The sequence below is a fragment of the Bacillus sp. 1NLA3E genome (assembly GCF_000242895.2).
Taxonomy (GTDB): Bacteria; Bacillota; Bacilli; order Bacillales; family Cytobacillaceae; genus Bacillus_BU.
In genome coordinates this window covers 1,181,389-1,193,500 of sequence record NC_021171.1, presented here as the reverse complement: position 1 = coordinate 1,193,500, position 12,112 = coordinate 1,181,389, and the positions used below count along the sequence as shown (strand labels likewise).

12 protein-coding genes and 1 pseudogene are annotated in these 12,112 nt (G+C 36.1%); 4 read left to right on the top strand and 9 right to left on the bottom strand.

The window, feature by feature from the left end; translation table 11 throughout:
* From B1NLA3E_RS05795 to B1NLA3E_RS05775, 5 genes are all read right to left on the bottom strand, one after another.
* Entirely contained in the window at positions 1-1,002 is a 1,002-nt protein-coding gene (locus B1NLA3E_RS05795) for a sensor histidine kinase (RefSeq protein WP_015592905.1), read from the bottom strand.
* Position 1,003: 1 nt separating this feature from the next.
* Positions 1,004-1,675 (bottom strand): response regulator transcription factor, encoded by a 672-nt coding sequence (locus B1NLA3E_RS05790; RefSeq protein WP_015592904.1) that lies wholly within the window; start codon positions 1,673-1,675, stop codon positions 1,004-1,006.
* A 392-nt stretch (positions 1,676-2,067) separates the two neighbouring features.
* Complete coding sequence (locus B1NLA3E_RS05785) at positions 2,068-2,577, bottom strand: YfiT family bacillithiol transferase (protein WP_015592903.1); 510 nt, start codon at positions 2,575-2,577, stop codon at positions 2,068-2,070.
* A gap of 567 nt (positions 2,578-3,144) precedes the next feature.
* On the bottom strand, positions 3,145-4,338 hold the full coding sequence (locus B1NLA3E_RS05780; RefSeq protein WP_015592902.1) for an Acg family FMN-binding oxidoreductase: 1,194 nt from the start codon (positions 4,336-4,338) through the stop codon (positions 3,145-3,147).
* A 17-nt stretch (positions 4,339-4,355) separates the two neighbouring features.
* Positions 4,356-5,003, bottom strand: a complete 648-nt coding sequence (locus tag B1NLA3E_RS05775) for a TetR/AcrR family transcriptional regulator (protein ID WP_015592901.1) — start codon at positions 5,001-5,003, stop codon at positions 4,356-4,358.
* Between the two features lie 579 nt (positions 5,004-5,582).
* On the opposite strand from B1NLA3E_RS05775, the gene B1NLA3E_RS05770 reads away from it, so the two are divergent.
* Together B1NLA3E_RS05770 and B1NLA3E_RS25190 are read left to right on the top strand one after the other, a co-directional pair.
* The gene (locus tag B1NLA3E_RS05770) at positions 5,583-6,650 is read left to right on the top strand and encodes a sulfite oxidase (protein ID WP_041580333.1); all 1,068 of its coding nucleotides are present in this window, start codon (positions 5,583-5,585) and stop codon (positions 6,648-6,650) included.
* Between the two features lie 228 nt (positions 6,651-6,878).
* On the top strand, positions 6,879-7,025 hold the full coding sequence (locus B1NLA3E_RS25190) for a hypothetical protein (RefSeq protein WP_187292155.1): 147 nt from the start codon (positions 6,879-6,881) through the stop codon (positions 7,023-7,025).
* Between the two features lie 166 nt (positions 7,026-7,191).
* Here B1NLA3E_RS25190 and B1NLA3E_RS05765 read toward each other — a convergent pair whose 3' ends face one another.
* Complete coding sequence (locus B1NLA3E_RS05765) at positions 7,192-7,707, bottom strand: undecaprenyl-diphosphatase (RefSeq protein ID WP_015592899.1); 516 nt, start codon at positions 7,705-7,707, stop codon at positions 7,192-7,194.
* Positions 7,708-8,066: 359 nt separating this feature from the next.
* Here B1NLA3E_RS05765 and B1NLA3E_RS24685 point away from each other — a divergent pair.
* Positions 8,067-8,345: pseudogene (locus tag B1NLA3E_RS24685) on the top strand (transposase); the annotation flags it as partial.
* A gap of 501 nt (positions 8,346-8,846) precedes the next feature.
* Here B1NLA3E_RS24685 and B1NLA3E_RS05755 read toward each other — a convergent pair.
* Positions 8,847-9,374 (bottom strand): hemerythrin domain-containing protein, encoded by a 528-nt coding sequence (locus tag B1NLA3E_RS05755; RefSeq protein ID WP_015592897.1) that lies wholly within the window; start codon positions 9,372-9,374, stop codon positions 8,847-8,849.
* Positions 9,375-9,617: 243 nt separating this feature from the next.
* Here B1NLA3E_RS05755 and B1NLA3E_RS05750 point away from each other — a divergent pair, with 243 nt between their 5' ends.
* Positions 9,618-9,947: a hypothetical protein gene (locus B1NLA3E_RS05750; protein ID WP_015592896.1), complete on the top strand. Its 330-nt coding sequence runs from the start codon at positions 9,618-9,620 to the stop codon at positions 9,945-9,947.
* Between the two features lie 122 nt (positions 9,948-10,069).
* Here the strand turns inward: B1NLA3E_RS05750 and B1NLA3E_RS05745 are convergent, their stop codons facing one another.
* On the bottom strand, positions 10,070-10,891 hold the full coding sequence (locus tag B1NLA3E_RS05745) for a carbohydrate ABC transporter permease (protein ID WP_015592895.1): 822 nt from the start codon (positions 10,889-10,891) through the stop codon (positions 10,070-10,072).
* On the bottom strand, positions 10,891-11,865 hold the full coding sequence (locus B1NLA3E_RS05740; protein WP_015592894.1) for a carbohydrate ABC transporter permease: 975 nt from the start codon (positions 11,863-11,865) through the stop codon (positions 10,891-10,893). The genes B1NLA3E_RS05745 and B1NLA3E_RS05740 overlap by 1 nt, the downstream gene beginning before the upstream one ends.
* Positions 11,866-12,112 lie beyond the last annotated feature (247 nt).

Here is a 12,112-nt window from a genome sequence, read left to right as displayed (position 1 = left end):
TCATTCCACCCCGATTTCCTTCGTCTCCAAATCAATGATGACCTTTGTTCCTTTTCCCACTACTGATTCAATGGCGATGCCGTGGGATAATTTGGTCAATATTTGTTTGCATAGATACAAGCCAATCCCCGTCGATTGTTTTAAAGCGCGACCGTTGTAGCCGGTAAAACCTTTATCAAATACCCGTGGCAAGTCTTCTGCGCGAATGCCGATGCCAGTATCTTCCATGATCAGTCGTTTATTCTCCATATAAATCGAAATAGAGCCTGTGTTTGTATACTTCAACGCATTGGAAAGAATCTGCTCAATTACAATGAGCAGCCATTTTTCATCTGTTAACACGGTACAGTTTACATCCGAATAGTTTAGGGCAATTTTTTTTCGGATAAACATTTTGGCATTTTTTCGGATTGCTTGTTTGACGATCTCATCAACTTCATATTTTTTAAAAACAAGATCATTGGACATATTTTCTAAACGAAGATATTGCAGGACAAATTGAACATATTGTTCTATTTTAAACAATTCCATTTCCAACTCGGCAGTTTGGTCATTTTGTTCCGATTGGAGAAGCAGGCGAGTCGCAGCAATCGGTGTTTTGATTTGATGGGTCCATTGGGTAAAATAATCCACTAAATCCTTCTGTTTATTGTCAGCTTGAACGGTCAATTCGTTCTTATTTTTCGTTACAATTAGCAGCAGTTCTTGATATAGTCGTTCAATTGCATTCTTTGGGGCAGGCAATTGGCCGATTTGCACCATAATGGTCTTTTTTGCGTATTTTAGCATTTTGTATCGCTTTTTAAATTTAATAAAATCAACAATAAAAAAGATGAGGGCAACATACAGACATAAAAGGGTGCTGTAGAGGATAGGCTCGAGGGGAAGATGACTAAGCAAAAAAACAATCGCAAACATAAGGACAAAAAGGTTGAACAAGACTATCGGTTTCCAGTTTTTATATAAATATAGAAGAAATAAGTTTTCGTTACCATTTTTCATATCAGTCCACCAAATAGCCGAGTCCTTTCTTTGTTTTAATAAAATCATTCAGCCCGATTGCTTCTAATTTTTTTCGGAGTCGATTGATATTCACCGTCAGTGTATTATCATCAATAAAACTGTCCGTTTCCCACAGCCGGGTCATCAGGGCATCTCTTGACACAGCCTTGCCCTTATTTTCAAGAAGAACGTGCAAGATTTTTTGATCGTTTTTGGTTAAATCAATCTTTTGCCCATTAAAGGTAAGCGTCGCGTCACTTGTGTTCAGAATAGCCCCCCGGTGTTCCAGCAAATTGGTTTGTCCGGTAAAATCATAGGTGCGTCGAAGTAAAGCTTGTACTTTCGAAGTTAGAACGTTTAAGTCAAAAGGTTTGGCAATAAAGTCATCTCCGCCCATATTAATCGCCATGACTATATTCATATTATCGGAAGCAGAAGAGATAAAAATAATCGGCACCTTGGATACTTTGCGAATCTCATTGCACAAAGTAAACCCATTCACAAAGGGGAGGGAGATATCCAATAAAACCAATTGCGGATCAAACGAAACAAATTGAATCATAACATTTTGGAAATCCGAAACGTATTCCACCTCAAATCCCCACGACTGAAGGTGGTTCTTTACCGTTCTGGCAATGACCATATCATCTTCTACAATGAATATTTTGTACATAATCTTAGCTCCACTCGTAAGTAAGTTTTAATTGAATCCTTATTGCTAAATCAATCCAGTTACAATATACTTTGACGTGATATAAAGGGATCTGTGCTCTTCTTCACTACTATTTGATTAATAAATATTTTGGTTATAACCAAAAAGGTCAAAGTATAGGATGCCTCTGTTCTTATTAACAATGAACTTCCCATTTAACTGGTGCTATTTCGCAACTTTAATTATTTTAATTTTACAATCAATGCCACATTTATTCTACAAAATGGCCCAAAAATGCAAAATAACGAAAGTCCTTGCTGAAGGATTGCGCCCGATTGTGGAAGATTAAGGTATATTATTGCCTTAGCTTGAATAACCATGCTGAATTGATATTCAAGAAATGCACCCAAATATTAATTATTTAAAGCTTGTTCAATATGTGCCAAATGGTGATTACCATGCCATGCGTAAAGTGCGATACTTTGTTCAATTCGCATTTTACTACCATCAGGATACTGATATGTACGCTGTAATTGAGTAGCTGTTAGATTTTTAAGTAAATATGTCCAGCGTTCATGTAGACTATCTAATAGCTGTAATGAAACTTTAATAGGTAACTCATAATCTATTAGCTTTGCCCATTCACTTTCTTCATACGTTTTGACCACTGGATTTTCTTCTGTCAAAGCTAATTTCATTCGTATATAACCATTTAAATGGCTATCGATAATATGGTGAATAACTTGACGTACATTCCAGCTATTTTCTCTATACGTTTTTGTTAATTTCAATTCATCAAGGGATACAGTTAACGCATTTAAACGACTAGGTAGTGTGGTCATTTCTTTAATCCACATTTTAATATCTTTTTCTTGTACTTCATTAGGACAATCGAATTGTCCAATTGGGTATCTTTTATCCATTATAAATCCCCCTCACTTTTCTGCCCCTTTAGCTTAATAACAATTATTTCAAATTACCATCATTTTTACAATAGGCTACTCAATTATATGGTCCAATACAAACAGACACCTTCTTTTTAAAGAAAGGCGCCCGATTGTGGAATAAGAGAATTCATTTCTTACTCTAAATACTCATCACTTAGGCTAGGATGTAAAACCTTTGTCATTCTCCTGTATTAAGCCTTTTTAAGCCAAGGTATCAGATAGGGAAGCATCTGTGGCTATTAAGAATTGTTTCGCCGATAATTCCGTGTTGTTACGCGGAATCTTTTATTATTTCCGACAATCTTTTGATCAATTACCTTTGCTTCAAGAACATTCGTACCAATTAAACAGTTTTTTGATACGATAAATCCTTTAAAACCAGAGAAAGGCGTGTGAGACCGAGATCTCACACGGCTTAATCAGTATTTGTTTTGACAAGATGATGAAATTATTATATTCACACAAAATTATTTGCTTGTAACAGTTACCGTATTTCCTTGAGATAGCGAACGGTACCTAACAATGTTCGCTATCAATACTTCCTTAGTTCTTGATAAGATCCATGACATCTCGTCTCATGGTTTGCTGAGCCACTTCGGTTGGTTTCCCCATACGAACTAGCATTTGAATGACTTTTCCACCTGGTGCATATTCCTTATGGATTTTCGTATACGGTTCCTTCATTTCTGGGTACTCTTCCAACACTTGACTTGGCGGCTGCATCACAAAGCCCATATTATGTGCTTCCAATATGAGACGACTGTAGAGCATACCTGCTTTTACCTGATTACTACGGCTATTATCTTTCGTAATAATCATCGCATAGGTTGGTGTATGTTCCACGGCAATCTGTGTGGACTTCTCAAACAAATCAGCTGATGCTTTCTCATTGTTGATGGAAGGAAACATGGTGATCATTCCTTGCATCACATTTTTCTTCAATCCTGTAATTCCTTCCCCTTCCAATGAAAATCCATATCTGTACTTGTTCTTTTCATACTCATTCGCCCGAAAAATATTTGCAGATTCTTCATTAATTCGATGTACAGCAGACTCAATTTTAGCCCCTTCCATAGCGTATTGACCAAGTCTATCTAAATTCTCTTCATCTTGAAAAATTCCTAATGTCACACCTTTTGCATCAGAGATATCTTGTAGCTTATTTACTTGGGCTTTCGTTAATGGCGTTGTCTCATAGGCTCCTCTGTTTGTATCTGGAAGAAATATGTATGGATAAAGTTCATTATTTATTGGTTCCACTTTTGTCAGAGAAATTTTTGCAACTGGTTTTGTATCCATGCTTTCTTTTAGGTTCGCTTCATCATAATTGCCGTTTGGAAAAAGAACGATGTCTGTGTGAAAGCCTATTTGATCACCTGCCTCTTTCACATATTCTAAAAAAGCCCCTTGTGTCACCATCGTTTGACGAGCATAAGGATCCACTTGTGGAGCTAACCGATTTGAATCGGCATACAGGTAAAAGACATTCGCATCTTTATGATCCAGACGTACAATCCATGGCTGCATATTATGTCCATTCGCAGCTAGTACACCATGGGCAGCAAGGCGTACTCTTATATCCTTAAATTGTTGTGAATAGGTAGTCTTCCATGGATCTAAATATTGTGTAGTCGAAAAAATGCCACTTTTTATCATTAAAACAGAGAAAATACCTACGATGATCACGGCAAAAGTTAAGAAAAACATAGTCATCATCTTTAACCCTTTCTTTTTCATTTTTCACAATCACATCCTTAATTTTTAATAGATGTAAGTAGTAATTCAAACGCTTCAGGTATTAGCTCTTCGGAATTTCTATGGTGATAATGTTTGATATAATTAGCTTTCTTCTTCGCTACATTAAAGACTCCAATTGTAGATGACCATAAAATCAAAGCCGTATTTAAAAGATCCAAGTCTTTACGTATGGAACCTTCCTCCACTCCCTGTTGTAATGTCGTCATCAAAAACCTGAAAATTTTCTCTCCTTCGGCATAGCATTCTTCTCTCGATTGATCGGTGATCCCTTTTTCAAAATCTCGTTCACTCGTTTCATATTCCACAATTGCCTCAAAATAGTTTGGTTGTAACTGGCTAAATGTTAAAAGAGTTGTTCCGATTTGTCTTAATCGTTGCAATGAATTCCCACCCAGTAATGTGTTGAGTTCTTCTTCTAACATGGTATTTAATAATTTCCATCCTCTAATCATAATTTCAAAATAGAGTTGCTCTTTGCTTTTAAAATAAACGTACACCGTTCGTTTGCTAAACTCTGCTTCTTTCGCTACATCGTCCATGGTCGATGTAGCATATCCCTTTGTAAAAAACACTCGTTCTGCCGCTTCAATAATATCGTTCCTTCGAATTTCCTTTTCCTTTTGTTTTCGTTCAGATACTCCCATTTACACAGCCCTTTCACCAGAATGATATAAAGTATACTATCAGTTTACTTTATATCATTATAGTGCATACAACAATACATATCACCAAAATTACACATTTTTTAATCCATTTTTTAGTAGACTATGTTCTTTAACTCTGTTTATTAGGGCTAATTACGGGATTTTACACGAATGAGCCCTAATCAACAATATTGTTTAACATAGCCTTTTAATTAAAGAAATATATAACCTTTATTTAACTTTCCTGAGATGTTAATTTAAGTACAAAACTCCACAATCTACGATCATCATAAATTTCCATTTGTTTTCGCTAGTTCCTCAATAATTTGGCCCTAAAATGTAAATAAGCGCTTCTCCTTGTTAAAGATTAGCGCCCGAATGTTGAAGACTGATGAATTTATTTCAACTGGTGTTTATACAGAACTTTTTAGAATCAGATGTTTAAAACACGTTTTACTCTATGTAAGCCACTAACTCACATACCCTAGGCTCTTATTTTTTCAACGAAATAATCCTTGAATGATTACTCATAAACTACATATGCATAAATTAGCACCAAATGTAAAAGAGGTGGTATATATGAGTAATTCTCAACAACCTGAAGTAAGACCCTACCTGATTACAAAGACGTTAGTTCCTGAAAATCAGGAAACACCTATACATTTTATTAATGGCGATATTGTTAGTAAAAGACTGTTTTATAGAAGAAATCATTTTCCTTATCCCAGCTTTGCGTCTTCCTTTTATTTTCTTCCAATTGAGGGGCTAGTGCATAATCCAAAAGTCTTTTCATTACAGGAAATTTACTCATTGCCATCTAAAACGATAAAAGTGGTTTTAGAATGTTCTGGTGATAAGCGTGAGTTATTTAAACCAAAAGTTTATGGAGAGCAATGGGGAAAAGGTGCAATAAGCCAAGGGATTTGGAAAGGTGTACCTTTAAGATCCTTATTGGAGTACACAGGATTACTTGATACAGCCAAAGAAATTGTTTTTGAGGGGCATGATTATGGAGAAAGACCTGATTCTAACCAACTATTTAGTTTTTCAAGGAGTTTACCCATAGAAAAAGCCCTTGATCCAGATACCATTATTGCTTATGAATATAATAATCACCCCATCCCCTTCAAGCATGGTTTTCCGCTTAGATTAATTGTTCCTGGATGGTATGCAATGGCATCTGTAAAATGGGTTAAAAAAATTATTGTGATTGATAAGGAATTTAAAAGACCTTTTCAAGCTGTTGATTACGTTTACTATCCGAACAAAGAGAACGATAGTGGAAAATTCCCTGTTACGACTATCAATGTTAACTCAACTATAAAATATCCTTTAAATAGGCAATTATTGCCTTCAGGGGTGTATGATATTAATGGAATTGCATGGACAGGTAAAGGTCATATAGCAAAGGTGGAAATTAGTTTTGATGGAGGCCAAACTTGGGATACATGTCAACTAACTTCATCATCCGAGAAATATGCTTGGGTATGTTGGATTTATAAATGGGAGGCACTTAAAAAAGGCGAATATACCATACTTTCCAAAGCGACTGATTCTAAAGGCAATGTTCAACCATTAGAGCCGATGTGGAACAGAAAAGGTTATGGTTACAACGCCTTAGATAGTATAAAAGTTAAAATTGAGTAACACACATGTTTCGCTTAATAATAATGAGTCATACTCTATTCACTGTAAACTCTTCTCTATAGGGGTTTTAATGCCTATAAAGGGTTAGCAAAAACGCCAATCCCTTATCTATCATGGGTTTGGCGTTTGTTCTTTTTTATCGTTTATGCTTGATTTTATACATCGTTGATGAATCAACGTTTTCGGCTTCTGAAGAAGCCTGGCAGCTGCATAAAAAAGTGGGGTTTTATGCAATCTTTTCGTTCGCTAAACCTCCCTATTAGTTCAATGGGAAGGAATTATTTATTCAACAATCGTATTCGAATGCGAAAAACTAGTAATATGCCAAACGTTGCTGCTGTAACAGAGTTTGCGAAAGAATTAGTACTAATATAAAAAATTTAACAAACAAATAAATGGCTCTTCACCTAAAAATGCCCACATATGATGGGCATTTTTTAGGCGAAGAAATTAGAAACAGTAAAATCCGAAACAAATTTTTCTGTTGATACTTTAATAATAGAAATAGTGATTATACATGAAATTAGTTAAATTATAGTTGCTATTGACGGACAAAATAATTAACACTGCTAGAGATTTTTTCTAATATGGTGCTGGTCATGGTGGCGATAAAGGCACTTCCGATAATATCAGATGGATAATGATGCCCTACCCAAATACGGGAGAAGCCCGTCAATACTGATAATACCCACATGACTGAACCGAGGACACGGTCATAAAGAAAGATAGAAGTAGATATAGCAAATACTAGCAAAGTATGTTTACTTGGAAATGTAGAATCCATTTTTGAAGGAATAAGTATGCCGACACGATGTTTCACAAAAGGACGTGGTTTAAAATAAAACAATTTAATTAAAGTATGAATAAACAATGTAATCCCCATAGATTTCACCGCATTATAAGACACTTTTTTGTAGGAATCATTTCTAAACCACATGAAAATCAATACAAAAATAAATACATAACGAATTTTATTTGAAATCAATATCATCAGCAAATCCATTGGAGAACAACGTCCAGAAAACCGATTGATTAACTTAAATACTTTATTGTTCATAAAAAATATCTCCTAACTTTATAGATACAAATAAAATTCCCAACTATGAAAGAAAGTATGTAAAAATCAAAGAATGGGAATTAGCTGTAATAAGCCCGTACTAATGTATTCCTAAGATCAAATTGCTAATACCAAAGCATTCTAAGGTATTCCACAATCTGGCCCTTTAACGGAACAACCGCTTTTTTTGTTTCTCTATAAACATCTCTACAGATTGTATCTAAAGGGGTAGAACATCACATCTTTTTTATTACCATCTCGACATAATTCAAAATATCGCGTCTTTTTTTTAAACATCGTAACTTTATTTAATTAACAGAAATAAGAACGAACATCGCCTAACACGGGATTTTGGATGTTTGAAACACAATGACTCAGTTCCACATCACTCTACGATTAGTTGGAATCGTCATCACCGTTTTAAGGATACAAATATGTTTCAGGAGCTTTTTGATGAGATTGTTCATCTGCCCATAAATCATAAGATGGTTGGCGGCCGTGTGTTATTTACAGATTCTACACATTTAAAGGCAAACGCAAATAAACACAAGTTTAGAACAAGAAGTAGAAATGGTACTTGGGAATATTTTGATGACTTAAGCAAGGCAAAAGAAGAGGATAGAATCAAACACGGAAAATGCATTTAAAAGAAAAGGAGAATCGCTTATCTAAATCTGGAAAAATGCTTTATAAATTTAGAAAAGAAAAAATTGAGCGCGGCTTCGAGACCCAAAAGAGCTAAATGGGCTCGGCTACTGCCGTTTGCGGGAATTGAAGAATGTTAGTGAACTGGCTCTCCCTACTACAGCCTGCAAAAACAAAAAAAATTGCAACACATTTAGCCAGTTTGATAAGGTGTGTTGCAATTCTTTAGGTTGATCTGCCCCTTGTTAATAGGAGCGGAAGGTGCGAAGACCCCTGCGGGAGCAGCGGGACAGGTGAGACTCCGCAGGAGTGGAAGCGACGATGAGGCTCACCGCCCACCCCTAAGGTCCGCGAAGCACCTGGAGCGGATATCAACAGGTCCGTTAGCATAGACAATCTCATATTAAAAATCGGCATTTAATGTCTAACAAACTGAAATATTGCCGAGAAAATAAACTTTCTCGACAATATTAAGATGGAAAGGCCCCATCTTTTTATATTTGCTTTATTTTTTCAAAAAGCTCTGATTTTTCTTCATTAGTTAGCATTCTTTCAGCCATCGGAAACAGGACATTTTCTTCTTTAGAGAAATGGTCAACAAGTGTTAAGTAGGCATTTTTCACCAGACTGCTATATTCCTTCATTTGCTGCAAGCTTAATTGCTCCGATTGAATGCTTGTCTTCTTTAAAAATCTTCCAATCAAAGATTTTGCCTGTTCATGTTCATATTCCATAACTGCAACAGGTCCCATTCCGACTCCTAAATAAGTTTCCATCATTCTAAAGAGGACTTTTTCTTCTCTTTCTGAATGTGGACCAAGCTCTGCCATAAATATCTCCACTGCAGGTGTTAATTTTGAAAAATTCTCTTCTGCATTTTCATTCTGATCTATTTTTGAACATAAATGGTTTAGTCCGTGTAGTTTTTCTAAAAGTGGAATATGCTCCCCTTTTAGTTGAGTAAGCCCCTCACAAAGTGACTCTGCCCCATTGCTATTAAATGAACTCATACATCCTTCCATTCTCTCGTACCCCTTTCATTTATCATAATTAAAAGTATAAACAAGTTTGAAATTATACGTTGTGATTGTCATCACAAAACAATTTTATCCTTGAACGAAACGATTATTTTTATTCATGACAATTTTTCAGAAAGGTTAGATTTGGAATTTTTGTATTTACAGAAAAATTTAACGATTTTTGATTTAACTTATTCCCTGCGCTCATATAATATAAAATATCAAACTAAATAAGGGGGAAACCGAATGCATTTTGGCGCTTATCGAGAGTTTTATCCAAAATCATTAATATCCATGGGGGAAAAAGATCGTTCGAAAATAAATGATCATGAATTAAGATTAACGCACTGGCTCGTTTCACTCGAAGGGTACCCGAGAACCGAAGATGAATATTATTTATGGGAGGTATCCATCTATCCTTCTGACTTTGAAGGGACCTTTAATTGGAATACCCCCCTATATAGATCTTCCCTGTACGAAAATTTCGACGAAGCATACGAAGCGGCAGTATGTTTAGAGCAAAATTGTCAAAATTCTGAAGTATCCATGATTGACTACATAGAAAAAATAAACTAATAACTGCCTTACTTCCCTTCTTTTTCACCTCACTTGTGAAATTTCATACATACTTTTGAACAAAAAAAACTAACTCCCCTGACTGCCAATGCAGTGTAGAAAGCTAGTTTCAGAAGCTTTGATTATCCTTTTACAGAACCTGCCAATAACCCTTTTACAAAAAACTTCCCTAAAAAGATATAAACAAGCAGTGTTGGTAGTGCTGCAAGCAGTGCACCAGCCATCTGGACATTCCATTGAACAATTTGTGATCCAGATAAATTTTGGAGGGCCACCATAATTGGTTGTTGATCCGATGTAGTGATGGTAACCGCAAACAAAAATTCATTCCAAATATTTGTAAACTGCCAAATGGCCACCACCACAAATCCTGTAGCTGAAAGTGGCATCATAATATGACGGAAAATTCGAAGGAAACCAGCACCATCGATTTTTGACGATTCAATCATCTCATCTGGAATCGAAGCGTAAAAATTCCTGAACATTAATGTGGTGATTGGAATTCCATACACAACGTGTACAAAAACAAGTCCTGTAATCGAATTATACAACCCAACATTTCTTAAAAATTGAATCATCGGAATTAATATACTCTGATAAGGAATGAACATCCCAAACAATAAAAAGGTAAAGATCGTATCTGAGCCCTTAAACTTCCATTTTGAAAGGACATAACCATTTAAAGAGCCTAATAAAGCAGACAAGAGTGTCGCTGGAATCACTAAGTAAAAAGAGTTTAATAGATTTGGTGCAAGCTTAGTAAAGGCCATTGAATAGCTACTGAAATCTAGAGTTGATGGAAGCTTCCACATTTCCGCTAGTGTAACTTCATCAAGCGACTTAAGACTAGTCACTACAATTACATAGATGGGCATTAAATAGAACAAACTCAAACCGATTAAAAGTACGTATAAAATGGATCTTGAAACGGTTCGAAGTGCCATTATGATTCCCCCTTCCTGCTTGAGATAAGGTACGGAACAATGAAGATGGCAACTGAAAGAAGCATGATGATGGCGATGGCCGCTCCATTCGCATAATAATTACCACGGAAGGTGGTTTCAAACATATAAACCCCTGGAACATCTGTAACAAAGTTTGCTCCTGGTCCCGTCATGGCATATATTAAATCGAAAATCTTTAATGATATATGGGCCATGATAATAATTACACTAACAGTGATCGGACGTAGTAAAGGAAAAATAATTTTCCGGTAAATTTGAAACTCCGATGCCCCATCCATACGTGCAGCTTCTCTCACTTCATCGGGAATTCCTCTTAATCCTGCTAAATACATAGCTACAGAAAAACCGGTCATTTGCCATACTGCAGCAATCACAACTGCAATAATGGCCACTGGAATCCCAAATTCAATTTTTCCCCATTTTAATCCAGCAAGGATAGTCGTATCTGTATACCATCTTGAATCAAGTCCGAATTTGGACAAAAATAGGTTAACACCTGTTGAGGGATTCAGAATCCATTGCCAAACGACCCCTGTCACAACGAATGATAAAGCCATAGGGAAAAAGAAGATATTACGGAATAAGGACTCTGCCCGTATTTTTTGATCTAATAGTATGGCCAGTAATTGTCCGACAACAATGACCGTCCCGATAAATAGAATCGTAAAGATTAGCGTATTCCTCAAATCAGCCTGAAATCTAAAGTCTTGAAATAAATATAGATAATTTTTAAAGCCTGCAAATGAAAAATCAGGAACAAGTGAGTTCCAGTTACTTAATGACACATATCCTGTCCAACCGATAAAGCCGTAGACAAAAATTGCAATTAATATAATCGAAGGTAATATGAATACAAAGGCGAGAGCTTGGTCAAGCGAAAGCTTTCGCTTTTTTTGGGGGATTTCGTTTGAGGTGTGGACCTTTTCTGATCGACTAGTTTGAATTTGTTCCATCTGCTACCCCTCCACTTATTAGAAAAGCGCAAGCGCCCTGGTTTGCGCACGACAGGACTGGAGCACACCGACTGAGATAAAGGAAACACGAAGAGCTAAAGCGATTCGATGTTGACTTATCGTAGGGAGGTGGGTGAAGTCCACTAGTCGCTGGGCGATGGAGCTAGACACTCATCTAAGTTCAAAATTTTATACTTTTTTACCTTATTAGAAAAGCGCAAGCGCCCTTTTGAGCTAGACAATCCTC